The 24,502-nt window shown below is 57.7% G+C and carries 16 protein-coding genes; 8 read left to right on the top strand and 8 right to left on the bottom strand.

All coding sequences use genetic code 11. From position 1 onward, the window contains the following. Positions 1–4: 4 nt before the first annotated feature. Positions 5–5,491: an AvrE-family type 3 secretion system effector gene (locus tag WFN87_RS15970; RefSeq protein ID WP_336982273.1), complete on the bottom strand. Its 5,487-nt coding sequence runs from the start codon at positions 5,489–5,491 to the stop codon at positions 5–7. A gap of 288 nt (positions 5,492–5,779) precedes the next feature. On the opposite strand from WFN87_RS15970, the gene WFN87_RS15965 reads away from it, so the two are divergent. From WFN87_RS15965 to WFN87_RS15955, 3 genes are all read left to right on the top strand, one after another. After that, complete coding sequence (locus WFN87_RS15965) at positions 5,780–6,901, top strand: ribosomal protein uL16 3-hydroxylase (protein WP_336982272.1); 1,122 nt, start codon at positions 5,780–5,782, stop codon at positions 6,899–6,901. A gap of 785 nt (positions 6,902–7,686) precedes the next feature. Beyond that, a complete protein-coding gene (locus WFN87_RS15960) occupies positions 7,687–8,442 on the top strand; it encodes a MerR family transcriptional regulator (protein ID WP_166995393.1) in 756 nt (251 codons plus the stop codon). Between the two features lie 122 nt (positions 8,443–8,564). Beyond that, positions 8,565–8,657 carry a hypothetical protein gene (locus WFN87_RS15955; RefSeq protein WP_409335219.1) on the top strand — a complete coding sequence of 31 codons (93 nt, stop codon included), beginning with the start codon at positions 8,565–8,567 and terminating at the stop codon, positions 8,655–8,657. On the opposite strand, the gene WFN87_RS15950 is transcribed toward WFN87_RS15955, so the two are convergent. From WFN87_RS15950 to osmF, 4 genes are all read right to left on the bottom strand, one after another. After that, entirely contained in the window at positions 8,638–9,369 is a 732-nt protein-coding gene (locus WFN87_RS15950; RefSeq protein WP_336982271.1) for an ABC transporter permease, read from the bottom strand. The two genes, WFN87_RS15955 and WFN87_RS15950, sit on opposite strands and share 20 nt — an antisense overlap. Continuing rightward, positions 9,353–10,300 (bottom strand): ABC transporter ATP-binding protein, encoded by a 948-nt coding sequence (locus tag WFN87_RS15945; RefSeq protein WP_336982270.1) that lies wholly within the window; start codon positions 10,298–10,300, stop codon positions 9,353–9,355. The genes WFN87_RS15950 and WFN87_RS15945 overlap by 17 nt, the downstream gene beginning before the upstream one ends. Beyond that, positions 10,300–11,451, bottom strand: coding sequence for an ABC transporter permease (locus WFN87_RS15940; protein WP_286180333.1), 1,152 nt, complete (start codon positions 11,449–11,451; stop codon positions 10,300–10,302). Before WFN87_RS15940 ends, WFN87_RS15945 begins: the two co-directional genes overlap by 1 nt. 118 nt (positions 11,452–11,569) lie before the next feature. Continuing rightward, positions 11,570–12,481, bottom strand: a complete 912-nt coding sequence (gene osmF, locus WFN87_RS15935; RefSeq protein ID WP_166995391.1) for a glycine betaine ABC transporter substrate-binding protein OsmF — start codon at positions 12,479–12,481, stop codon at positions 11,570–11,572. A gap of 260 nt (positions 12,482–12,741) precedes the next feature. Between osmF and WFN87_RS15930 the strand changes: the two genes are divergently transcribed. Then, positions 12,742–14,160 (top strand): glutamine synthetase family protein, encoded by a 1,419-nt coding sequence (locus WFN87_RS15930; RefSeq protein WP_336708603.1) that lies wholly within the window; start codon positions 12,742–12,744, stop codon positions 14,158–14,160. Between the two features lie 42 nt (positions 14,161–14,202). Continuing rightward, positions 14,203–15,624: an alpha,alpha-trehalose-phosphate synthase (UDP-forming) gene (locus WFN87_RS15925; protein WP_336982269.1), complete on the top strand. Its 1,422-nt coding sequence runs from the start codon at positions 14,203–14,205 to the stop codon at positions 15,622–15,624. Between the two features lie 718 nt (positions 15,625–16,342). Here the strand turns inward: WFN87_RS15925 and WFN87_RS15920 are convergent. Beyond that, positions 16,343–16,909, bottom strand: coding sequence for a YceI family protein (locus WFN87_RS15920; RefSeq protein ID WP_166995385.1), 567 nt, complete (start codon positions 16,907–16,909; stop codon positions 16,343–16,345). Positions 16,910–17,188: 279 nt separating this feature from the next. Here WFN87_RS15920 and folC point away from each other — a divergent pair, with 279 nt between their 5' ends. Beyond that, positions 17,189–18,472, top strand: coding sequence for a bifunctional tetrahydrofolate synthase/dihydrofolate synthase (folC, locus tag WFN87_RS15915; protein ID WP_336982268.1), 1,284 nt, complete (start codon positions 17,189–17,191; stop codon positions 18,470–18,472). A 75-nt stretch (positions 18,473–18,547) separates the two neighbouring features. Here the strand turns inward: folC and bglX are convergent, their stop codons facing one another. Further along, positions 18,548–20,845 (bottom strand): beta-glucosidase BglX, encoded by a 2,298-nt coding sequence (gene bglX, locus WFN87_RS15910; protein WP_336982267.1) that lies wholly within the window; start codon positions 20,843–20,845, stop codon positions 18,548–18,550. Between the two features lie 176 nt (positions 20,846–21,021). Here bglX and dld point away from each other — a divergent pair, with 176 nt between their 5' ends. Both dld and WFN87_RS15900 read left to right on the top strand, forming a co-directional pair. Then, a complete protein-coding gene (gene dld / locus WFN87_RS15905; RefSeq protein WP_336982266.1) occupies positions 21,022–22,755 on the top strand; it encodes a D-lactate dehydrogenase in 1,734 nt (577 codons plus the stop codon). A gap of 113 nt (positions 22,756–22,868) precedes the next feature. Next, positions 22,869–23,423 carry a GNAT family N-acetyltransferase gene (locus WFN87_RS15900; RefSeq protein ID WP_336709380.1) on the top strand — a complete coding sequence of 185 codons (555 nt, stop codon included), beginning with the start codon at positions 22,869–22,871 and terminating at the stop codon, positions 23,421–23,423. Here WFN87_RS15900 and pbpG read toward each other — a convergent pair whose 3' ends face one another. After that, positions 23,424–24,365 carry a D-alanyl-D-alanine endopeptidase gene (pbpG, locus tag WFN87_RS15895; protein WP_336982265.1) on the bottom strand — a complete coding sequence of 314 codons (942 nt, stop codon included), beginning with the start codon at positions 24,363–24,365 and terminating at the stop codon, positions 23,424–23,426. It abuts the gene before it with no gap. Positions 24,366–24,502: the final 137 nt, after the last annotated feature.

Below are 24,502 nucleotides of genomic sequence, written 5' to 3'. Positions count from 1 at the left end.
TTCCTTATCCTCCTTTCACCATAAATCCCGCCTCGGCGGCGTCTTGCAGCGCCGATTTCACTTCTTTTTCTGCCTGGGCCACGCCACCGTCCACGGTGTAGCTGAGCGGCGCGCTGTCGTCATCGCCGTAGCTAAAGTTGATGGTGCCCAGATTTTCGTTCATCGACAGCGACACGCCGTTAGAGCCGCCGAGTAAAAATGACGGCGTCGAGAACCCATCGGATTTGCTCTGCGTTTTTGTAAACGCGATAGATTTCAGTCGCAGTTTGTCTCGATCTTTTAACAGATCGACAATCGAGTCCTGGGTGACCGTATGGTTTGCCCACTGGTCGGCCAGCTTTTCACGCGGCTTGGTTTTCAGCTCAAGGGAGACCACCGCCTGGGAACTGCTGTTATCCTGCAGCCCGCGCAGGAGCGCTTTCAGCCGGTAATCCTCGCCCATCATCTGGGTAATGCGGTCGGCGTTACTCGGCGAAAACTCACCTTCCATAAAGTGGCGCATAAAGTGGAACAAGCCGTTGTTGTCGATGCGCGAAAGGTTCTTATAGGTGGACTGGTATTCCGCCTTGTTCACCAGCTGCTGCTGGTTGAGCACCGCATTTTGCTGGCGCACGGTTTGCTGCAGCGACTGTAGCGCCGCCTGCGGGCCGTTGCCCGTCAGCTCGTGGTGCCGCGACGGCGGAATAAAGCGGGCAAAGTGGGTTTCCAGCTTGCCCAGCCGCTCTCCGGCTGACATCGGCAGGCGTGGAGCCCCTTCCGCCGGCGTGAGTTCATCCAGAAGTTGGCGGCTGGCGAGGTCGGTAAACTCGCCGCGTAGCCCGGTGATAAGCGCATCCACCTCGGCATTGGTCGGTTCCGGCTGCGTATTCTGCACGGAAAGCGAGTCGGCCTGCTGCTGCCGGGCGGTCAGCTGCTGCAGCGTGTCGAGCAGCGGACGGCGCGCCTTCGCGTTATCGGCAGGCGGATACCAGCGTGTAAAATGGGCATCCAGCTGGCTGAGCTTATCGGCCACGGAGATCGGCAGCTCCCCTTCTTTCGGCTCCTCTTTCAGTTTGGCCAGCAGCTGCGTGGAGGCGCTGTCGGTGAACTGCTTGCCCAGCGTGGTCATCAGTTTTTCCAGGTGAACGCCCTCCACCGGCTGGGCATTTTTTAAGTCTACGGTGAGGCTGTGCGTCGTCCGGTTGTTGATTGACAGCTGCACGCTGGCCCCGACGCCGACGCCCACCGAGAAGGGATCTTTGTGCTTCGGCTGAAGGGTGGTGCTGACCGGAATGGCGATGTTAGCCCCGGCGCTCATCTGGTTAAATGCCCTCAGGCGGTGGTCGCTGTGGCTGACGCCCTGCCCTTCGGCGTTGCGTGAGTCCGTTCGTTCGCGGCTGCCCGCCAGCAGGTTAGTGTTGGCATAGACGCCGCCGCCGAGGCGGGCGCTGGTCGGGAAATCTTTCTCGTGGCTGTCGGTAAACGGGAAGCCAACGCTCGCCAGCGCGGCGGCGTTGATGTCCACGCTGAAGCTCTGGGTTGCGCCACTTTTCACGCTATGGTTGGCACCCCGGTTCAAAAACTCCAGCGGATCCAGCGTGCCGCTGCTCAGCTGTTCGATAAAACCGGGGATTTCGTGCTCCGCCAGTTCAAACGAGACACCGTGCTGGGACTGAAGCTGCCCGCCCAGCGTGACGCCGCCGCCCAGGCGAACGCCCTGCGACAGCGGGTGCTTATGGTCACCGTCGAGGTAAACTTTGTGGGTTTTGTTGTAGTCGGTCAGCACGTTGTAGCCGACGCCCACGATGCCGGTTGCCGACACGGCACCGGTGCGCCCGAAGCTGACGTTAATTCCCGTATCGCCGCGTGAAAAGCTCATAGTGTAGCCACGATCTGCACCCACTTTGCCGCCAACGCCCGCCACAACCTGAGTGCCCGGTGCCACCGTGGCGGTGGCAGACGCCCCATAGGTGCGGCTGAACGCCAGGTTTTCGCCGCTCTCCAGCGAGAGCACGGTGGAGACCATTTTGTCCTGCATTTCGCGCTGGTTTTCCGCCTGCATCACGGTTTTGGTATTGATGTTAACGCCGTGGTTTTCTTTGCTGAACGCCTTGGTCATTGCCTTGATGGCGTCATAGTTGGCCTCCAGCGACTTGTGGTTGCCGAAGCCCTGAGTGGTGACCGTTTTAATCACGTTCCCGCCCCATTCGCTGTCCCTTAGCCGGGCCACGTTGGCGGCAATTTCCGTCATTTTGGCTGAACGCTGAGGTTCGCCCAGCAGCGAGGCCTGCTGCAGCTCATCCACCGAATCATGCAGGGATTTCAGCGCCAGCACGTCCAGCATTACCCTGGATTTCACCAGCCCGATGTCGTCATGGATATCGCGCTGGCGCCCCATCGGGACCTGTTCTTTCTGGTGGTTAAGAGTTATTTGCCGCGCTTCCAGCTCGGCAATAATCGCCCCGGCGTGGTTGCTTTTATCGGCCGGATAGCGCCGCAGCAATTCGTTCAGTTGCCCGGTCAAATTATCCTGGCGGCTGCTCGACGGGTTCAGCGCCCCGCTTTGGCTATGGTTCAGCCCAAAACGAGAAGGCGTGGCCTCCTGGCGGCGTTCGTCACGCACGCCATAGTGCTGGCCAATTTGCTCGCAGTAATGCGTGCTGCTGTCGGAAAGCTGGCGTGCAAAGCTGCTCATTTCTTCCAGCAGCGCCTTTTCCTGCGGCTGCCACTGGCGCGCCGTTTCCCCGCTCATGATTTCGAGACGCTGGCTTAAGCCTGGGCGCGGAGCCGCTCTGCCCGGCTGCTGCGAGAGCGCCTTCAGCCGCTGGGTCAAATCCCCCTGCTGCTGGTAGACGTCTTTCAGCCCTTCACGCCCGGCGTAGCGGTGCTGAATAGAATAGGCGGCGGTTTTTATCGGGCGCGGCCATTCCAGCGACGGACGGAAGACAAACGTGCTGAGACGAGTGCGGAACGAGGTCCGAACCTGCTTGCCGTCCTGCCCGGTCTGGCCGAGGAAGTTTACCTCGCGTTTGAAGGTGATCCCGGTGCCCGGCAGGCGCCAGTCTTTTGACGCTTTCGTCAGGCGCTCGTAGTGCTGGCGAGCCATGTTGGGTTCCGCCACCGGCGCGGTCGCCGGGTCGCCTTTTTCCCAGTCTCCGGCTTTGAAGACAAACGTATTGCCCTGCTTGTCGAGGGCGCTGACTTGCCCCTTAGCCGAGGTTTGCAGCGCGGTGAGTTCAGGCTGGCTGCCGTCCTCGTTTGCCGGCAGAGTGGCTTTCGCTAACCCGTCAGCTTTGCCGCTGCTCCAGCCGTTTTCCGGCAGGCTGAACAGGCTCCCCTCTTTGCTTAACAGCCAAAGCTGCTTGTCTTCATCGAGGGCGAGATCGCTGACTTTTGCCGCATCCTCTTTCCCCGCGCTGCCGGGGACCAGCTTCTCAATTTGCTGCTGCAGAGCCGCCTGACTGAGCGTCTGGGTGGCACGCTGATTGCGGCGAGTGGTGGTGTCTATGTGGTGGAAGCCGATATCGCCTTTTTCGTTCACCGCCAGATAGCGGCGGCTGTCGATCGCCGTGAATGCCTGCGCTTTCTCGGCTTTGTCCAACCCGGCCGTGGCCAGATCGGCGCTTACGCTTTTGGTCACCTGCGGCAGCGCAAAAACGTTGCTGCCGTGGTCAACTTTGTTACTGCTCAGGTTGACCTTGAGGCGCTTCAGCTCGCCGTCTTTCATCAGCCACGGCTGGCCGTCCAGGCCGCACTGCAGCTTGTCCGCTTTTTCGTCGGAAGCGGCCCACAGGCCGGTAGTTTCGTTGAAGTAGTGCACTTTGCCGTCGTGCAAAGCCAGCTTGCCGAGCCGCCCGAGATCCACCACATCATGGGCGGCAGGCGTGACCTGCGGCAGCCCTTTTTGGTAGTCGAGCACCAGGCTGTCGCTGAGGTTCCAGCTGCTCTGCGGCTTGAGATCGCCGCCGTGCCAGTGGAAGGTAATGGCGTGCTTCTGGTCGTACTTATCCTTCACGATAAGGTGCAGGCGATCGGTTTCATCGGCCAGCATATCTTCGATTCGCGCGCCATCTTCAACGGTCGCGGCCACGTATTGCGTGATGTTATCCAGCAGCGGCTTGTGCCGGGCTTCCCCAAAGGTCAGCGCCGTGCTTTGTGCATCAGGTTTGTCGCCGCAGTGCAGCCGGCCATTGTTGTCCAGCGCAAACAGCAGCGGGCCGTGCAGCGCCGTTTTCTTCAGCGTCATGTTCTCGGGCAGCGTCAGCATTTTAGGCTGAGGATCGGTCGCCGCCAGGTTGGCCAGATAGGCCACCTGCGGCTTCTTCTCGTCGTCGCTCAGCAGCACCAGAGCATCGCGCTTCGGGCCTACCGCATAGTGATCGATTTTGTGCTCAAAATTGACCTTGATCGTGTCACCCACGGCGCTGCCAAGCTGTTTGTCGTCGTTCACTCGCCACAGCATGCCGTCGCTCTGGCGCGACAGGGAGGAGAGTTTATCGTCCTCGCCGGAGAGCGATTGCCAGGCGTTGGCGGCGCTGTCAAAGCTAAAGAGTTTTTTGTCGTGCAGGCGGTAGCGCGTGCCGTCGCCGTCGGTAACGCTGTCCGTCAGGCGGTCGCGGATGCCCGTTTCCGGCAGACGCACTTTCTCACCGCCAATCTCGACGGTCTGGCGGTCGTGCCAGGAAAGATGCTGCCCGGCGGGCGCCAGGCTTTGGCGGCGCATAAATCCCCGATGGGGAGGATGTACTTCCCGCCACTCCACTTTTTGCTGACTGTGGCTGAGGGCAATAAACGCGCCGGGCTGGCTGCGCAGCGTCATCAACCGCCCTTCTTTATCCAGCAAAACATGCTGATGGCCGTCGTCGCTGGCCAGGTGATTTTGATAACGCAGGCGGTCATGGCCGATGGTTTTTTCCATCAGGGCATGTAGAGGCGCAGAGGTTGCGGGCGTATCGATCTCCAGCCGCCCTTTTTTATCGAGCGATAGCCGGGTTTCCAGCAGCATGTTTTTTTCAGGCTCAATCTCCAGCGGCAGCTCGGCAAAGTGGCTGCCAGGCGTTCCGACTTCATTACTGGGGATGGCGTTCGGGTCGGACACATCCGGCTGACTATAAACGCTGGCGGAACTGGCACTGGGCTGGCTGTAAAGGCTTGGGCTAGTGGCACGAGAAGCGCTGGCCTGGCTATAGAGACTTGGGCTGCTCGCGCGAGAAGCGCTTGCCGTGGCGGGAATCGTAATTTGCGCGGCATCTTGTCCGCTGCGATGCCGTCCTAAAAAACGGCTGAACATTCCTTTTTGCGGCGTCTGCGTATTTGCCGCACTCTGCCTTAGTCCACCGGGGGGCAGCGTAGCTCCGGCCTCGGCGTGCAGTGACCCCGACGCGATTTGCGTGGGTGGCGCTTTGCTTTGTTTTATCGCTGAGGCGCATGACCGCCCCTGCTGTAAATCGGTAATTTCACGGTCGCTAATGGCTCGCCCTGGCTTGATAAAAGCCGATATTCCTAATCCCATGCTGTTACCCCTTAACAGTCAAACACGTTCTCCGCTTAGTCAGTGGTAAGAATTCAGTTCCGGTTCCAGGCTAAATTTTCTTTAACTCTGTGTAAAACCAGAAAAAACCAGCCACAGCAAGGGCTGCAGCCCGGTTGAACGTTAAAATAAAATCAGAAAAAACCGATAGCCCCGGCGTTTTCTGGCCGGAGAAAAAGCGGGAATGTAGCGGCAGATTGACCCATGACAAGGTCGGCGGCGGACGCCGCTCTCTATAATCGGCCTCCTTCCGCACAGGGGTAAATAACCGTGGATTATCAACTTAATTTCAACTGGCCAGCGTTTATGGAAACGTACTGGCAGAAAAAGCCGGTGGTGCTCAAAAACGCACTGCCTAATTTTGTCGACCCTATAACGCCCGACGAACTTGCCGGCCTTGCAATGGAAAATGAAGTCGACAGCAGGCTGGTCAGTTTTAAAGAGGGAAAATGGCACGCCAGCAATGGCCCCTTTGAACACTTTAATAATCTCGGCGAGACCGGCTGGTCGCTGCTGGCCCAGGCCGTTAATCACTGGCACGAACCCGCCGCCGCGCTGGTGCGCCCTTTCCGCGTGTTGCCGGACTGGCGGCTGGATGATTTGATGATTTCGTTTTCCGTACCGGGCGGCGGCGTTGGCCCGCATATCGACAACTATGACGTGTTTATTATCCAGGGGATGGGCAGCCGCCGCTGGCGCGTGGGCGATAAGCTGCCGCTGAAGCAGTTTTGCCCGCACCCAGCGCTGCTGCACGTTGAGCCGTTCACGCCGATCATCGATGAAGATTTAGCCCCCGGCGATATCCTCTACATTCCGCCTGGCTTCCCGCACGACGGCTTTACCCATGAAACGGCGCTGAACTATTCGGTTGGCTTCCGCGGGCCAAACAGCCGCGACTTAATCAGCAGCTTTGCCGATTATGTGCTGGAAAATGACCTCGGCGGCGATCACTACAGCGACCCGGATCTCACCTGCCGCGTAAACCCTGGCAAAGTAGAAAACTACGAGCTGGAACGCCTGCGCGACATGATGACGGCGTTGATTAGCCAGCCGGAAGCGTTCAACCAGTGGTTCGGCAGCTTTGTGACCACGCCGCGGCACGAGCTGGATATTGCATCTGCGGAGCCGCCTTACGAGCCCGAAGAAGTGGCCGCCGCGCTGGCTGGCGGAGAAGAGCTGATTCGCCTGAGCGGGCTGCGGGTATTGCAGGTTGGCGAGGGTTTCTTCGTCAACAGTGAACCGCTGGACGTTAGCCATCAGGCCGCCGCCGTGTCAATGTGCCGCTATACCCGGCTGACCAAAACGGAGCTGGGTGCCGCCGTGGAGGATGACGAATTTATCCGCCAGCTGACGGCGCTGATTAACCAGGGGTACTGGTACTTCGAGGATTAAGCCGGTCCAGAGCTGTCTCTTAGTCATAAATAGGCGTTATGAAAGACTGGCTAATATTCCGTTCACTTTGAGTCCTGTTTTATATGCAGCCCCCGCACCGGTGAACGTCTTAGGGGAGTCACCGTCACTCCCCTAAGAACCCGGACTCCCGGCAAAATAAATCGACCGCGTGAGCGGCAGACCTCCGTTTTATCTCCCAGTCCTGGGTCGGCTGAGATGCGTTCCCGACGCTCTCAGCCTCCGGTCGTTCCCGACGCCCGGCCCCTGGCCAGTCGGAGAGAAAACGCAGGCGATTTAAGCCGGAACCGTGCCTCGCTTCAATCCCGCAGCCACTCTGAACGTTTGGGTAGCTGTAAGTCTCACAGCCACGCCCTTGTCCCCGACTCTCATCGCCCCCGGCTATGACCCAACTCAGACGGGGTTGAGCTGCCGGGAGCAGCGAAAGAGAGCGATCGTCGGGAACGAATCGCGAACGACCCCGAATGTTTGGGTGATAGCCGGTGGGTTTACCGCTTCAGCGGCGATGAGCTCGCCGGGCGCCGGGGGTTGTCAGGGGGCATGGCGTAATGCCCCCTGACACGTTCACGTGCTCTGAAAGTACAAGGGAAACTTAATTATCGGTGAACGGCATAACTGCGGAGCGAAAGATATCTGTGGAAGATTTGAAAGAGAAATGTGATTAAGCAACAACGCCAATCCCCCAAGAAATCTCGCCCAATGAAGCCAAACTCACCAGAACTTACTACAGTTAGTAAGGGCCTCCCCTTAAGGTATCAGGTGACGTTATGGCGCTTTATTCCATCGGAGAAGTGGCTGCGCTTTGCAATATTAATCCGGTAACCCTCCGGGCCTGGCAGCGGCGTTACGGGTTGCTCAAACCTAAGCGAAGCGACGGCGGGCATCGCCTGTTTGACTCCGCCGACATCGAGCGGATTCGCGAGATCCAAACCTGGATCGAGCAAGGCGTGCAGGTCAGCAAAGTCAAAGGCCTACTCAGCGGTGAACACCGGGAAAAAGAACACGCCTGGGGAGAGCGGCAGGAAACGCTGCTCCGCCATCTGCAAAGCGGCAACCCCAACCTGCTCCGCGCCTGGATAGCCGACATTGGGCGTATCTATCCGGCGCACACGCTGGTGCAACATCTCTATCTTCCGCTGCGTCGCCGCCTTTACGGGCAGCAAATTGCGCTCTGCGCGCTGCTTAGCCTGCTGGACGGCGCTCTGATCAACTATATCGCGATGTGTATTGCCACCGCGCGCAAGCAAAATGGCAGAGATGCTTTAGTCGTGGGCTGGAACGTGCAGGACACAACGCGGCTGTGGATGGCGGCGTGGATTGCCAGCCAGCAAGGCTGGCGGGTCGACGTGCTGGCTAATTCGCTGAGCAGCCTGAAACCGGAGATTTTTGACCGGCAAACGCTGCTGGTCTGGTGCGGTGACTGCCCCGGAGAACGGCAAATAGACCAGATTGAATCATGGCGCAGCGCAGGGCTGCCCGTTTTTGTGCTGGGTAACGTTGAGCGCAGACAGCCCACGGACTGACGGCAATAAAGAGGGAAAATGGCCTTTTTCCCTCTTCGTCACAATCAAAGGTTCATTAACAACCCCGCTTCCCTTTATAATCGCTTCGTTAACAAACGGAGCAACGGATGAAACTGTCAAAAATGGCCCTTGTGGGCGGAATGCTGGTTATGGCGATCGGCGGCATTGGCGGCGTGATGCTGGTCGGCTACATCGTTATTTTGCATGGCGCGTGACGTAACTTTCCAGGCGCTCAAACAGGCGGTCAGTAACAATTGCCGCCAGCGCCACCAGCACCGCGCCCTGAATCACATAGGCGGTATTAAAGCCGCTTAGCCCGATAATAATCGGTGACCCGAGCGTGTTAGCGCCCACGGTAGACGCGATCGTTGCGGTGCCGATATTAATAATCACCGACGTCCTGATGCCCGCCAGAATAACCGGCGCGGCGAGCGGCAGTTCCACTTTCCGCAGCATTTGCCCGCGGCTCATGCCGATGCCAAGCGCAATCTCGCGCGCGGATTCAGGCACGGCGCCAATTCCCGCCAGCGTCCCCTGTAAAATCGGTAGCAGGCCGTAAATCACCAGCGCGATGATCGCCGGCTCTTGCCCGAACCCCATCACCGGCACCGCCACGGCTAAGACGGCCACCGGCGGAAAAGTTTGCCCGGCGGCGGTAATGGTCTCCACCAGCGAACGAAACTCTTCCCCCGCCGGACGCGTGACCAGAATCCCCAGCCCCACGCCAATCACCATCGCAACCACGCTGGAAATGCCCACCAGCGTTAAGTGCGCCAGCGCCAGAGAGACAAAGCTGTCCTGCTGGTACATCGGCCTGGTCAGCTGCGGGAACAGCCAGCTAAACAGCCCGCTGGTGTAGGGCAGCAGCACCAGCAGCGCAGCAAAAAGCGCGATAAGCCACAGCAAAGGGTCACGCAGCAGGCGCATGTTCTCTCCTCCTGACCAGGTCGCTAAAGTGCAGCACGCCGCAGGGCTGATTCTGGGCATCCACCACCGGCAGTTTTTCGCACTGGCGGTCGATAAACAGCGAGAGCGCTTCGCGCAGCGTCATGTCTGCCCGGATAGGTTCCCCTTCCAGACGTTCATCGGCGCGAATGCTGTCCGCGACGTGGCGCAGTGAAAGCAGCCGGACGCCAAGCTCGCTGCGGCCAAAGAAATCACGCACAAAGTCGTTGGCCGGGTTGGTCAGCAGCTCCAGCGGCGCTCCCTGCTGGATAACTTTGCCGCCGTCCATCAGCACGATGTTGTCGGCAAGCGTTAAGGCCTCGTCAATGTCGTGGGTCACCAGCACGATGGTGCGCCCCAGCAGTTGATGAATGCGGATCATCTCCTGCTGCAGCGTCGCGCGGGTGACCGGGTCCAGCGCACCAAAAGGCTCGTCCATCAGCAGCACCTCCGGGTCGGCCGCCAGCGCACGGGCCACGCCCACGCGCTGCTGCTGCCCGCCGGAAAGCTGGTGTGGATAGCGGTCGCGGAACTGCGCGGCGTCCAGGCCTAACAGCTCCAGCAGCTCGTCGATACGTTCGGCCACTCTCGCCTTCGGCCACTTCAGCAGCTCAGGCACCGTGGCGATGTTCTGCGCCACCGTCCAGTGCGGGAACAGGCCGATGGACTGAATGGCGTAGCCCATGCGGCGGCGAAGCGCCTTCGGGTCAAAGCTGCGGATTTCTTCCCCGGCAAAGCGAATGCGCCCTTCGTCGTGCTCTACCAGGCGGTTGATCATCTTCAGCGTGGTGGACTTGCCTGAGCCGGAGGTGCCGATCAGCACGGTGAATTGCCCTTCAAGGATGTTCAGCGTCAAATCACTGACCGCCGCTTCGCCGTGGAAGTATTTGCTGACGCGATCGAACTCGATCATTATTTTGCCTCCAGCAGAGAAATAAACAGCTTAAACAGCGCGTCGACGATCACCGCCAGGGCGATAACCGGCATCACGCCAAGCAGAACCAGATCCAGCGCGCTGCTCAACAGCCCCTGGAAAATAATCGAGCCAAATCCACCTGCGCCAATCAGCGCGGCGATAACCGCCATGCCGATAGTCTGCACGCAGACCACACGCAGGCTGCGGAGCAGCACCGGCAACGCCAGCGGCACCTCCGCTCGCCAGAAAATTTGTGCCCGCGACATACCCATGCCCAGCGCGCTTTCCACGATGTTGCGCGGTACCTGCTGCAAACCCGCCACCACGCCACGCACCAGCGGCAAGAGCGCATAAAGCACCAGCGCAATCAGCGCAGGCGCGACGCCAATCCCACTCACGCCCATTTTCCCCAGCCACGGCAGCCAGGCGGCAAGACCCGCCAGCGGCGCAATAAGCAGGCCAAACAGCGCCACGGAAGGCACCGTCTGGATCACGTTGAGCAGAGAAAACACGCCGGATTGCCAGGCCGGGCGGCGATAGCAAAGGAGCCCCAGCGGGACGCCAATCAGCAGCGCCGGAGCCAGCGTACCGGCCAGCAGGGCCAGGTGGCGGCTCAGGGCATCGTCAAACACGTCCTGGCGGTTGACGTACTCCTTCATCAGCGAAAGATCGCTGAAGTAGCCGGTTGCCAGCAGCGCGACGGGGACGACCCAGACCTGGAGATTCAGCAAGAGCCGCCACAAAGGGCTGGCCGTGAGTCTGTTAGCCGCATCGGCGCAAAGCAGCAGGCAAACCGCCAGCATCAGCCACAGCCCGCTGCCGGGGGAAGTACGCGCGAGGGAACTGCCCTCCAGGGCAAGCTGGCTCGCGGTGTGTCCCAGCAGTAACAGCAGGCCGATAAACAGCAGCTCGCCGGTGGCAATAATCACCAGCTGAGTGAGGGCGCGGGCGGGGGCCAGCGTCAGGCCAGCCAGCATCAGAAAAGGAATCGCCAGCCAGTAATACAGCGTGCCGGGCAACTGGGTGACGCCCAGCGGCTCGCCGGAAACCAGGCGGTTAGGCGCGTTGTTGATGATCGGGAGTAACATCAAGGCGGCCGCCAGCAGTAACACCAGCAGCAGCAGTACCCTGTTATGAATTTTTAGCAAACGTCATTCCAGCTAATTGATGACAAACAGCCGACAACCGGCGTTGTCGACTGTTTGAGGCAGACCAAATAACGACGTGCATTTCGGGCTTTGAAGCACAATGCACGCCGCCAGCAGGCTATTTAACAAAGCCTTTTTGCTTTAAATAATCAGCGGCCACTTTTTTGGCATCCTGACCTTCCACGGCAATCTTAGCATTCAGCTGCTGCAGCGTTTTCTGGTCGAGGGAAATAAAGACCGGTTTCAGCCAGTCGCCAATTTGCGGGTACTCTTTCAGCACGGCCTCACGCACTACGGCGGTTGGCGCAGAAACGGCCTGCACGCCTTTCGGGTCGGTGAGCGTTTCCAGGCCCAGGGCCGCAACCGGGCCATCGGTGCCGTAGGCCATCGCGGCATTAACGCCGGAGGTTTGCTGTGCCGCTGCTTTAATGGTTACTGCGGTGTCGCCCCCGGCCAGGGAAAGCAGCTGGCTTTGTTCCAGCTTAAAGCCGTAGGCTTTTTCGAAGGCCGGCAGCGCGTCGGAGCGCTCGATAAACTCGGCGGAAGCCGCCAGCTTAAAGGTGCCGCCCTTTTTCAGGTATTCGCTAAGATCCGCCAGGGAAACCAGGTGGTTTTTCTCCGCCAGGTCCTTACGTACCGCGATGGTGTAAGTGTTGTTGGCCGGGGCCGGCGTCAGCCAGACCAGGTGATTTTTGTCGTAATCCAGTTGCTTAACTTTCTCATAGCCCTTCTGGGCATCTTTCCAGGCCGGATCGTTTTCAGTTTTAAAGAAGAACGCGCCGTTGCCTGTGTATTCCGGGTAAATATCCAGCTCGCCGGAGGTAATCGCCCCGCGCACAACCGGGGTGGTGCCGAGCTGGACTTTATTCACGGTTTTTACATCGTGGCTTTCCAGAACCTGCAAAATAATATTGCCGAGCAAAGAGCCTTCGGTGTCAATTTTAGAGCCGACTTTCACCGGTTCCGCCGCCTGCGCGCCTGTTGCCAACATCACTAACCCTGCCAAACCCCAACGTGTTGATATGTTCATAGTTATTCCTCGTTGTTCTTTACTTAAAAATCATGCAGTAAACAAAGAATAGCCGAGTTTGAATCGGCTGGGGAAAGCACTAAGCGGTATATGATATGCGAACTCGTTTGGACAGGCGGACAGCCGCAGGTGCCGGGCTAAATCCCCACACTTATTGCCATTTATACTTTTTTTACCCACCGCCTGGGCTTTTTTACCTTCTTTTTATACGCCAGTGAATATGCTCTTTTCGTCGCCGAGAGGCTTAGAAAAAGACCGCCATGAACTCACTCATTCACCACTCACTCGTTAAAAACATTTTTACGCTTTTCGCTTTGCCGCAGGCTTCATCCAATGAAGAATCCGTCGGCCAGTCAGTGCGGCAAAAGCCAGCGGCGGAGCGAGCTAAAGAGTTTGCCGAAGAGGTACAGCGCTACCTGCAGCGTCACCCCGACACAAAGCACGTTGATATTTACCTCAATGACGTCAACGGGGCTTTTCGCGGCAAGCGCATCGCGGTAGACAGCCTGCTGTCGCTCTCTGCCGGCTGCTATTTCCCGCAGTCCGTTTACGCGATGGATCACGAGGGTAAACCTTTTAGCCAGGCATCAGCCAGCGTGGAATACGACGAGCCCGACGGGCTTTGCCTGCCAGTGGCGGGGACGCTGCGGCCCTGCGCCCACGACCCGAAGCACAACGCGCAGCTGCTGTTAACCATGAAGCAGAGCGACGGCAGCGGCTACGCGCTAGAACCCAGAGTGGTGCTGGAAAATGTCCTGCAGAAGTTTCATTACCACGGCCTCTACCCGGTCGCTGCGCCGGAAATAGAGTTTTACCTGGTCAGCAAAGCCCAACAGGACGTGCCGGCCCAGGGCTGCTTTTATATGCCCGTCCCTTCCGATTACACCGCTTTTATTGAAGCGCTGGAGCAGGCCGCCGCCGATCAAAAGCTGCCGCTGAGCGGTATCGTCTGCGAAGCGGAAGCCGGGCAGTTTGAGCTGAACCTGAAGCATGGCAAAGACATCGTCGGCGTGTGCGAAAGCGTGCTGGCGCTACGCCGCCTGACCAGCATCGTGGCCGATAAGTTTGGCTATCAGGCCAACTTTATGGCGAAGCCGTTTTCGCACCTGGCCGGAAACGGCCTGCATTTTCATATCAGCCTGAACGACCGCAAAGGCGACAACGTTTTTGCCTCCCCGGCGGAAAACCTGAACGAAATGACCCAGCTCTGCCTGGCGGGGATGCTACAAACAATGCCCGCCGCCGTGGCCATTATTGCCCCACACGTCAACTCTTTCAGGCGGCTTCGCAAAAACCTTACCGAGCCGCTGTTCAGTTCCTGGGGCTACAACAAACGCAGCGCCGCCCTGCGCATTCCCTGCTCTGACGACGGCAACCGCCGCATTGAGTACCGCCTCGCCGGGGCCGACGTGAACCCGTATCTGGCGATGGCCGCCATTCTGACCGGCATGCTTTACGGCCTGGAAAATATCGACAGCGATACCCTGAAAAATTCAGCCCTGTTTGCCCCTGAGCTGCCGCTGTTCCAGCACGTCGCAATCGATGAGTTTCAGCAAAGTCATTACATGGCCGAAAGCCTGGGGGAAGCGTTCTCCCGCCAGTGGGTGACCCACAAGCTGGCGGAACTGGCGTGGTTTGAAACTATTGTGACCCAGGAAGAAGCGGTGCTGTCCCGCTAACGCCCGTGTGCTCTTAACCTGAATGCTAACCTGAGGTGATGTATGTCTCGTCTTATCATGCTGTCTAATCGCTGCGAACCAGAACGCGGGCAGCGCGGCGATCCTCTGCTTCCGGTACTTCATGCCGTTCTGAAGAAACATTCGGGCCTGTGGTTTGGCTGGAACGGTGAAATAGCCGCAGGGAACAAGCAGAGAAAAGAGCGTTTTTTCAGTCAGTCGGGCTACCAGCAATACAGCTGGGTGCTGACCCCCAACGAGTATGACAACTTTTACCAGGGCTATATTCATCAGGTGCTGTGGCCGGTTTTCCACAATCGCCCGGATTTGATCCACTATAAAAAAGAGTATTTCACCACCTGGAAAAACTATAACCATGACGTGAAAGCGCGGGTGGCCGCCAAAATCGAGCCTGACGATCTCGTCTGGGTGCAGGACTACCATCTGTTGTTCACCGGCAAGATGCTCAAAGAGGATGGCTACACCAACCGCTGCGGCTTTTTCCTGCATCAGCCCTTCCCGCCAGGCGATGTGCTGCGTTCGGTACCTGAACACGACAGCCTGATGCAGGCGCTGTTCAGCTACGATCTGCTCGGCTTTCAGTCGAGCGGAGATGTGAATAATTTCCTCGCCTATGCGCTGCGGTTTTACCGCGTGGAGCGGCTGGCGGATAATCTTATTCAGCTCAACGGGCACATTATCCGGCTGGGGATTTTCCCCTGCGGCGTGGATAAAACCCTGCCGCCGCTTTCGCACACCAACGCCGAAGCGGTGCGGAACTACCCTCGCCAGATTGTGATCAGCAACGACACGATCAGCGATATCAGCGGCGTGCACTGCCACCTGAATACGATGGAAACGTTTCTAAGTTCGCACCCGGAGTACCTGCGTGACGTCAGCCTGTTGCAAATCTCTGACGCTTCAAGGGGCTATTCGTGGTCGGCGCGGGATCTCTGCGACCAGTTGGAACACCAGTGCGCAGAAATTAACGCTCGCTTTGGGGATGCGACCTGGTACCCCATCAACTATATTCGCAACCATCTTTGCCACTCCGATTTGATTCACGCGTTTTACCGTAACGCCCACGTGGCGATGTTCACCCCACTTTCTGAGGGGATGAGCCTGGAGGCGAAAGCTTTTGTTCTCGCGCAGGATGCCGAAGACCCCGGCGTACTGATGCTGTCGGCCCTGACCGGCACGGCGGAACAGCTGACGGATGCGGTGTTGATCAACCCCTACGATGCCAACGAAGCAAGCCATGCGCTTTATTCCGCGCTGACGATGCCGCTGCACGAGCGTAAACGCCGCCACCAGCAGCTGCTGGCCAAAGTGGAAAGGTACGACAGCCAGTGGTGGGCCAGAGCTTTTATTGATTCGCTCAGCGCTGCGCCTGCCCCAGCGCCTGCCACAGTGATTCCTTTACGCACTTCCCACCACGGGATTTTTACGCCGCAGAATTTGTATTGATGGTTTCCGGTCAGGCTTATGGCAGCAAATACCCGTGATTATGCAGGGTCGGCTAAGGTCCCGTTCACTTCCAGTTCGGTTTGATATGCCATCGCAGAGACGGTGAACGGCTCGGGGGAGCCACCGTCACTCCCCCGAGACCCCGGACTCCCGGCCAAATAAATCGACCGCTGAAGCGGCAGACCTCCGTTTTATCTCCCAGTCCTGGGTCGGCTGAGACGCGTTCCCGACGCTCTCAGCCTCCGGCCGTTCCCGACGTCCGGACCCTGGCCAGTCGGAGAGAAAACGGAGGCGATTTAAGCCGGAACCGTGCCTCGCTTTATACCCGCAGCCACACGGAACGTTAACGTTGCTTCAGGTCTCAAAGCCACGCCCTTGTTCCCGGCTCTCAGCACCCCCGGTTATGACCCAACTCAGGCGGGGTTGAGCTGTCGGGAACAGCGAAAGAGAGCGATCGTCGGGAACGCATCGCGAACGACCCCGAATGTTTGGGTGATAACCGGTGGGTTTACCGCTTCAGCGGCGATGAGCTCGCCGGGCGCCGGGGGTTGTCAGGGGGCATGGCGTAATGCCCCCTGGCACGTTCACCGTGATCTGAGCGTATATGGGAAATCGATCTACGGGTGAACGGAAAATTGAAAGGTTAAAATAGGGACACCAACCACCTCAAAGAATAAGCAATTAAATACACATACAACAAATACTTACATTAAAAAACCTAGCTAATCCTCGCGCGGATTTTAATCTCAATCGCAATACTGTCATCCACCACGGCCTCAAATTTATCCATATTAAAGGCGGCGCGGGAGATAACCGTTGTGGCACGTAATGAGAGGGCATTTTGGCCTGAAGTTAATGCGGGGGCGTTATCCAGACTCGCCTCCAAAACCACCGGATGCTGAACATTTTTTACCTGCAGCAGGCCGAAAATCCGGTAACGCCCGGCCCCCTGGGCCACAACCCTGGTGCTGCTAAACGAGAGCGTTGGGTAATGTGCGGTATCAAAGAATAGCCCGCTCTGCAGTTGATAAGTCAGCAGGCTGTTTGAAGCCTGCAGCGTTGCGGCCGGGATGCGTACGCTGATGCTGTCGTGCATGTCGTTCCCTGCATCCAGCAAAAGTGAGCCAGTGACGCCGTCGAGGTGCGCCTGAGAAGTCCCGCCAAACGCGCGCCATGAAAGTTCTATCGCCGTTTGCGGCGTAAGGACGCTGTAGCTTTCCGGCGCGGCATAAAGCCAGGGGCTAATCGACAGCCCGAGGATTATTTTGAGAAGAATACGAAGCATGGAGTATTTCCGGTAGCGGACATACTCAGCTAACGTTCCACTGCCGCATTTTATTCATCTTTATTTTATGAGTTTTTTGTTGGTGTGAAATGCTAAACAAGATGCTGTGCCGGTACAAACCCGCTTAAATTGTCGGTGGATTAAATATTCAAGATAGCTTCAAAAACTCATTATTTATTGCTTACAACTGCCGGATCCTATTTTTTCTTTATCTGGATAATATGGCCCTGCCTCAGTTTTCGTCCCAGAAAGTGATGATGCTTAACCAAGGAATATTTGATGAGCAACCGCGCCAACATACCCGATCTCACCGCAGACTTACCCCGCTGGCTGGCTTACATCGACAGCCTTCATTCGCAGGTCATTGATATGGGCCTGGACAGAATCAGGGACGTGGCAGCCAAACTGAATGTCTTACGGCCCGCCCCTTTTGTCTTTTTGGTCGGCGGGACCAACGGCAAAGGCACCACCTGCCATACCCTTGAAAAAGTGCTGATGCTGTCAGGGCACAAAGTGGGCGTCTTCAGCTCCCCCCACATGATGCATTATAAAGAGACCGTGCGCATTCAGGGCCAGGAGCTGTCGGACGCCGCCCACATTGCTGCTTTTGTTGAAATTGAAAAAGCGCGCGAGGCCACGACGCTCACGCCTTTCGAGTTCAATACGCTAGGCGCATTTTGCCTGATGAAATGGGCTCAGGTTGATGTCGCCATCATTGAGGTCGGCATGGGCGGCCGGGACGATGCGACCAACATTCTCACGCCGGATGTCTCTGTGATTACCAACGTGGCACTGGACCATGAAGACTGGCTGGGGAAAGGCACCGAAGCCATCGGCGAAATCAAAGCGGGCATCTTCCGTAGTGGACGTCCGGCGGTGATTGGGCAAGTTCAGGCACCGGCATCATTGCTCCGCTATGCGGAACATATTGGCGCGATTCCCCATCAGCGTGGCGTCAACTGGCAGGTCACAGACCGTGGAGATGCATGGGCGTTTAGCGATAACCTCGGCGAAATTGCGCCGCTGAGCCAGCCTAAAATGCCACGCGATAACGTGGCTACCGCACTAGCGGCTCTGCGCGTCAGCGGGCTTAAATTTGATCTTACCGCGCTGAGTGAAGTCATTGATAAAGGCAATTTGCCGGGCCGTTTTCAAGTCATTAGCCATCAACCGACGGTGATTTTAGATGTGGCGCATAATCCGCATGCTGCGGCATATTTAGCGGAAAGATTGCGTAACTTCCCCATAAAGGGAAAGTACCTTTTTGTAATCGGTATGCTTATTAATAAAGATATCAACGGCACTATTGAACAGTTAAAAGACCTCAACGGAGAGTGGTATTGCTGTGGTATTCAGGCGGGCCCCAGAAGCTCTAAAGCTGAAGATATTGCTCAGTATTTACCGAAGGCAAAAAGCTTCCCGGATATTTTATCCGGCTGGGAAGCGGCTAAAGCTGACGCCAGTGCCGACGATGTGATTGTCGTTTGCGGCTCATTCTATTCTGTTGCGCCAGTATTAAACGAGCTAAATCTTGCCAGCGAAAATAATCAGGGAATACGCTAATTTTCAACGAAGCATTGATTACACCTAAAAAAACAGCCACCTTTAAAGGTGGCTGCATTCTAATAATGCTCTGCTTTATTTCAGCTCAAATTCACCCTGCTGCACGCGGGCAGAATCGAGGCCGATAAACACGTTGAACTTGCCCGGCTCCGCATCGTACTTCATCTTCGCGTTCCAGAACTTCAGGGCGCTGATGTCGATTGGGAAGCTGACCGTCTGGCTTTCACCCGCTTTCAGCGCCACTTTCTTAAAGCCTTTCAGCTCTTTTACCGGGCGGCTCATGGAAGCGGTCACGTCCTGCAGGTACATCTGCACCACGGTTTCCCCTGCGCGGTCGCCGGTGTTGGTAACGGTAACCGACGCTTCAACTTTGCCGTCGCGCTTCATGCTTGGGGCGGAAAGCTTCACATCACCGACTTTAAAGGTGGTGTAGCTCAGGCCGTAGCCAAACGGATACAGCGGCCCGTTGGCTTCATCGAAGTAGCGGGAGGTATATTTGTTCGGTTTTTCCGGATCGTACGGGCGGCCGGTATTCAGGTGGCTGTAGTACGTTGGAATTTGCCCCACGGAGCGTGGGAAGGACATAGGCAGTTTGCCGGACGGGTTGTAGTCGCCGAACAGGATATCAGCGACGGCGTTACCGCCTTCTGTGCCGCCGTACCAGGCTTCCAGCATTGCGTCCGCCTGCTGATCTTCTTTCACCAGCGCCAGAGGACGACCGTTCATCAGCACCAGCACCAGCGGTTTACCGGTAGCCTTCAGGGCGGCAATCAGGTCACGCTGGCTCTGCGGCAGCGTCAGGTTGGTGCGGCTGGAGGCTTCGTGCGCCATGCCCTGGGCTTCACCGACCACGGCCACGACTACGTCGGCGTTTTTCGCCGTCTTCACCGCTTCGTCGATCATCGCCTGCGGCGTGCGCGGGTCAACGGTGACCGCCGGTTCGTACTGGTTCAGGAACTCGACGATATCTTTTTCATCAGTAACGTTCGCGCCTTTCGCAAACACCACTTTGCCCTGCTGGCCGACGGCATTTTTGATGCCCTCCAGCGGGGTGACAGACTGCGCGGCCACGCCTGCGGCAGACCAGCTGCCCATCGCGTCACGCTTGCTGTCCGCCAGGGGACCAATCACCGCAATGGTGGAGGTCTTTTTCAGCGGCAGAGTCTGCAGGCGGTTTTTCAGCAGCACCATGCTCTCACGCGCCACTTCACGCGCTTCTTTGCGGTGCAGGCGGCTTTCCGCGTTGGTATCGACCGGGTCAGAATCCTTCGGCCCCAGGTGACTGTACGGATCGTTGAACAGCCCCATGTCGTATTTGACGTTCAGCACGTGGCGAGCGGCGTCATCCAGCTCTTTCATCGGCACCGCACCGCTTTTCACCAGCTCCGGCAGGTACTTGCTGTAATACTCGTCGCTCATGCTCATGTTGATGCCGGAATTGAGCGCAATGCGCACCGCGTCTTTCGGGTCGCTGGCTACACCGTGCTTGATAAGCTCTTTAATCGCGCCGTGATCGGAGATGGTGATGCCTTTGAATTTCCATTCGTCGCGCAGCAAATCCTTCAGCAACCAGCTGTCGGCGGAAGCCGGCGTACCGTTCAGAGAGTTCAGCGCCACCATCACGCCGCCGCTGCCCGCGTCCAGCGCGGCTTTGTACGGCGGCATGTAGTCGTTGAACAGGCGCTGAGGGCTCATGTCGACGGTGTTGTACTCTTTCCCGCCCTCGACCGCGCCATAGGCGGCGAAGTGTTTCACGCTGGTCATCACCGAGTAGCGATCCGCCGGGCTTTTGCCCTGCATCGCTTCCACCATGGTGCGCCCCATCATCGAGGTCAGGTAGGTGTCTTCCCCAAAGCCTTCGGACACGCGGCCCCAGCGCGGATCGCGCGAGACGTCCACCATTGGCGCCCAGGTCATGTTCAGGCCGTCGTCGGCGGCTTCATAGGCGGAAATCCGGCCCACGGTTTTGACCGCATCAAGGTTGAACGAGGACGCCAGGCCGAGGCTTATCGGGAAAACGGTACGCTGGCCGTGCACCACATCGTAGGCGAAGAAGAGAGGAATTTTCAGGCGGCTGAGCAGCATCACCTGGTCCTGCATGATGCGAATGTCTTCGCGGGTGACGGTGTTGAAAATGGCTCCCACCTGCCCGGCTTTGATCATTTCGCGGATGGCTTCTTTCGGGTTATCCGGGCCGACGCTTATCAAACGCAGCTGACCGATTTTTTCATCGGTGGTCATTTTTTTCAGCAGGTCGGTGACGTAGGCATCACGCGCTTCCGGCGTTAAAGGGTGCGGGCCAAACATTTCGTCGGCCAGCGCAGGCTGCAGCGCCAGGCTTACGGCAATCCCTACAGAACAGAGCCATTTCATCGGATTCACTCTCACAAGCTTTTGTTAAGGCGTGCAGTTTGCCACATCGCCATCACGGTAAGAAGAGCGTAGCCAAACCTGGCTGCTGATTTCGTGGAGATTTCCTCGTTACGCTCACGTTTTTCGGCGCTATGCTTAACGACAGGCTTTTTGATGCCATCACAAGGAGTGGATCCATGTCTGTTTTGATGACTTCCGATAATAAAACGCTGATAAACGAACTCTCTCGCCACGTTGGCTCGCACCATGTTTTAACCGACCCGGCCAAAACGGCCCGCTACCGCAAAGGCTTCCGTTCCGGCCAGGGGGAAGCGCTGGCCGTGGTCTTCCCCGGCTCTCTGCTGGAGCTGTGGCGCGTATTAAGCGCCTGCGTCGCGGCGGATAAAATCATTATTATGCAGGCCGCTAATACCGGCCTGACCGAAGGCTCAACGCCCAGCGGCAGCGATTACGATCGCGATATTGTGATTATCAGCACGCTGCGCCTCGACAAACTGCATCTGCTGGATAAGGGCGAGCAGGTCCTAGCCTACCCAGGCACCACGCTTTACTCGCTGGAAAAAGCGCTGAAACCGCTCGGGCGCGAGCCGCACTCGGTGATTGGATCATCCTGTATTGGCGCTTCGGTCATCGGCGGGATTTGCAACAACTCCGGCGGGTCGCTGGTACAGCGCGGCCCGGCATACACCGAGATGTCGCTTTTCGCGCGCATTGATGAAAGCGGCAAGCTGCAGTTGGTAAACCACCTGGGGATTAACCTTGGCACCACGCCGGAACAAATTCTTGGCGCGCTCGACGATCAGCGCGTGAAAGACAGCGACGTGCAGCACGATGGCCGCCACGCTCACGACCACGATTATGTCACCCGCGTGCGCGACGTGGAGGCCGACACGCCCGCGCGTTATAACGCAGATCCGGACCGCCTGTTTGAATCCTCCGGCTGCGCGGGCAAACTGGCGGTCTTCGCCGTCCGCCTCGACACCTTCCGGGCGGAAAAGCGCCAGCAGGTGTTTTACATCGGCACCAACCAGCCCCGCGTGCTGGGCGAAATCCGCCGCCATATTCTGGCCAACTTCGAAAATCTGCCGGTTGCCGGGGAGTATATGCACCGGGATATTTACGACATCGCGGAGAAGTACGGCAAAGACACGTTCCTGATGATCGACAAGCTCGGCACCGACAAAATGCCGTTCTTCTTCACCATGAAAGGACGCACCGATGCGATGCTCGATAAGGTGTCGCTGTTTAAGCCGCACTTTACCGACCGCTTTATGCAGAAGCTCGGCGGCGTTTTCCCGGCGCACCTGCCGGAACGGATGAAAACCTGGCGGGATAAATATCCTCACCACCTGCTGCTGAAAATGGCCGGGGACGGGATCGATGAAGCCAAAGCATGGCTGAGCGAATATTTTAAAACCGCCGAAGGCGACTTCTTCGTTTGTACTGCGGAAGAAGGCAGCAAAGCCTTCCTGCACCGCTTTGCCGCCGCCGGGGCCGCCATCCGCTATCACGCCGTGCATGCGGATGAAGTGGAAGATATTCTGGCGCTGGATATAGCGCTGCGCCGCAACGACGAAGACTGGTTCGAAGAGCTGCCGCCGGAGATCGGCGATAAGCTGATCCACCGTCTCTATTACGGCCACTTTATGTGCCATGTCTTCCATCAGGATTACATCGTCAAAAAAGGCGTGGACGTGCACGAGCTGAAAGAGCAGATGCTGGCGCTGTTGCACGAACGCGGGGCGCAGTACCCCGCCGAGCATAACGTAGGCCATCTCTACAAAGCGCCGGAAACGCTGAAGCAGTTCTACAAGGCCAACGACCCGACCAACAGCATGAATCCTGGAATTGGCAAAACAACCCGGCGTAAAAGCTGGGCCGAAGACGACAGCGTGCAGGAGCACGGCTGACAGAGATAAGTTTCTCCTATGACGGGCAAACTATGTTTCACGCTTTTTTGGGCATAGATTAATGAAGCAGGGTGAAGGCTATCTTCACCCTTTTTCTGCCCAAGGAGCGAAAGATGTCCGCAGTAGAAACTCTGCCTTTCCCTGCCGTACTCATCAGGGAAGCCATCCCCGACGATATCCCCGCGATAACAACGATTTATGCCTGGCACGTGCTGCACGGCAAAGGATCGTTTGAAGAAACCCCGCCTGATGGAAAACAGATGACCGAGCGGCTGGCGGCGGTTCGCGCTCATGGCCTGCCCTGGCTGGTTGCAGTGATTGACAATCAAGTGGTGGGCTACTGCTACGCTACGGTGTACCGCCCTCGCCCCGGCTACCGCTACACGGTAGAAGATTCGGTGTATATCGACGCCGCAATGACCGGACGCGGCATTGGCAAAGCCCTGTTGAGCCAGCTCATCGCGCTGTGTGAAAAAGGACCCTGGCGGCAGATGATTGCGGTGATTGGCGACGGGGAAAATAATACCGGATCCTGCAAATTACACAGTCAGCACGGGTTTGAAACCGTCGGATGTTTGCGAAGCGTTGGCTTTAAGCTGGGAGACTGGCGGGACACGGTGATGATGCAGCGCCCCCTCAACGGTGGAGACGGGACGCTGCCGGACTGATTACTCTTCTTCTGAACCTGCTGCGGCGTTGCTGGCCATTTGCGCCGCTTTAGAGCGCTTGTAGCTTAACGCCGCCGCCGGAACAGGGGTTACTTTGCCGGTTTCCAGGAAGGAACGCAGGCGGTTGGCGTCGGCGAAGTGGGTGTATTTCCCGAACGCGTCCAGCACCACCAGCGCCACTGGGCGGCCGTTGATGACCGTGCGCATGACCAGGCAGTGGCCTGCGTTATTGGTAAAGCCAGTCTTCGTCAGCTGAATATTCCAGTTTTCACGGTACACCAGATGGTTGGTGTTGCGGAACGGCAGCGTATAAGCCGGGTTGCGGAAGGTGGCCATATCTTCATGCGTGGTGCTGAGCTGGCCCAGCAGAGGGTATTTCTGCGTCGCCACCAGCAGTTTGGTCAGATCGCTCGCGGTTGAGACGTTTTCAATCGACAGGCCGGTCGGCTCCACATAGCGGGTGTGGGTCATGCCGAGGGACTTCGCCTTCGCATTCATCGCGCGAATAAACGCGTCGTAGCCGCCAGGGTAGTGATGTGCCAGGCTCGCCGCCGCACGGTTTTCTGACGACATCAGCGCCAGCAGCATCATGTTTTTGCGGCTGATTTCGCTGTTCAGGCGAACGCGAGAGTAAACGCCCTTCATTTCAGGCGTGTGGCTGATGTCCACTTTCAGCATTTCATCCATCGGCAGATGGGCGTCCAGCACCACCATCGCGGTCATCAGCTTGGTGATGGAGGCAATAGGACGAACCAGATCCGGATGGCTGGAATAGAGAATCTTGTTAGTTTGCAGATCGACAATCATGGCGCTGCCGGAGGCAATCTCCTGACCGGCGCTGGCCGCGTGGGTGGCGACCTTACTGGCCTCTGCCTGCGGGGCAAAAGGCACAGTCATCATCAGCGCAAGGCTGAACAACGATAAACGGATTTTTGTCGGCATGGTGACACTTCTGTAATGATTCCGGAAAAGTAGAGGCTCACCGCTAAGCGTCATCGGGATGACATAAACGTGCGGGGCGCCGGAATCATACTCCGCCGCCCCGCTTGACTGCCAGTTAAGAATCGTAACGTTATATC

This window comes from Cedecea sp. AS113 (assembly GCF_037152415.1).
Classification (GTDB): Bacteria; Pseudomonadota; Gammaproteobacteria; order Enterobacterales; family Enterobacteriaceae; genus Cedecea.
The sequence above is the reverse complement of the archived record's forward strand: the minus strand, read 5'-3'. Positions and strand labels throughout refer to the sequence as shown.

Excerpts from the sequence above, each read along its gene's own strand:
- WFN87_RS15955 (WP_409335219.1), top strand. The coding sequence starts at position 8,565 with ATGGCCCTTGTGGGCGGAATGCTGGTTATGGCGATCGGCGGCATTGGC.
- WFN87_RS15900 (WP_336709380.1), top strand. The coding sequence starts at position 22,869 with ATGTCCGCAGTAGAAACTCTGCCTTTCCCTGCCGTACTCATCAGGGAA.
- WFN87_RS15950 (WP_336982271.1), bottom strand. The coding sequence starts at position 9,369 with ATGCGCCTGCTGCGTGACCCTTTGCTGTGGCTTATCGCGCTTTTTGCT.
- bglX (WP_336982267.1), bottom strand. The coding sequence starts at position 20,845 with ATGAAATGGCTCTGTTCTGTAGGGATTGCCGTAAGCCTGGCGCTGCAG.
- WFN87_RS15925 (WP_336982269.1), top strand. The coding sequence starts at position 14,203 with ATGTCTCGTCTTATCATGCTGTCTAATCGCTGCGAACCAGAACGCGGG.
- pbpG (WP_336982265.1), bottom strand. The coding sequence starts at position 24,365 with ATGCCGACAAAAATCCGTTTATCGTTGTTCAGCCTTGCGCTGATGATG.
- WFN87_RS15960 (WP_166995393.1), top strand. The coding sequence starts at position 7,687 with ATGGCGCTTTATTCCATCGGAGAAGTGGCTGCGCTTTGCAATATTAAT.
- WFN87_RS15945 (WP_336982270.1), bottom strand. The coding sequence starts at position 10,300 with ATGATCGAGTTCGATCGCGTCAGCAAATACTTCCACGGCGAAGCGGCG.
- WFN87_RS15930 (WP_336708603.1), top strand. The coding sequence starts at position 12,742 with ATGAACTCACTCATTCACCACTCACTCGTTAAAAACATTTTTACGCTT.
- osmF (WP_166995391.1), bottom strand. The coding sequence starts at position 12,481 with ATGAACATATCAACACGTTGGGGTTTGGCAGGGTTAGTGATGTTGGCA.
- WFN87_RS15970 (WP_336982273.1), bottom strand. The coding sequence starts at position 5,491 with ATGGGATTAGGAATATCGGCTTTTATCAAGCCAGGGCGAGCCATTAGC.
- folC (WP_336982268.1), top strand. The coding sequence starts at position 17,189 with ATGAGCAACCGCGCCAACATACCCGATCTCACCGCAGACTTACCCCGC.
- WFN87_RS15920 (WP_166995385.1), bottom strand. The coding sequence starts at position 16,909 with ATGCTTCGTATTCTTCTCAAAATAATCCTCGGGCTGTCGATTAGCCCC.
- dld (WP_336982266.1), top strand. The coding sequence starts at position 21,022 with ATGTCTGTTTTGATGACTTCCGATAATAAAACGCTGATAAACGAACTC.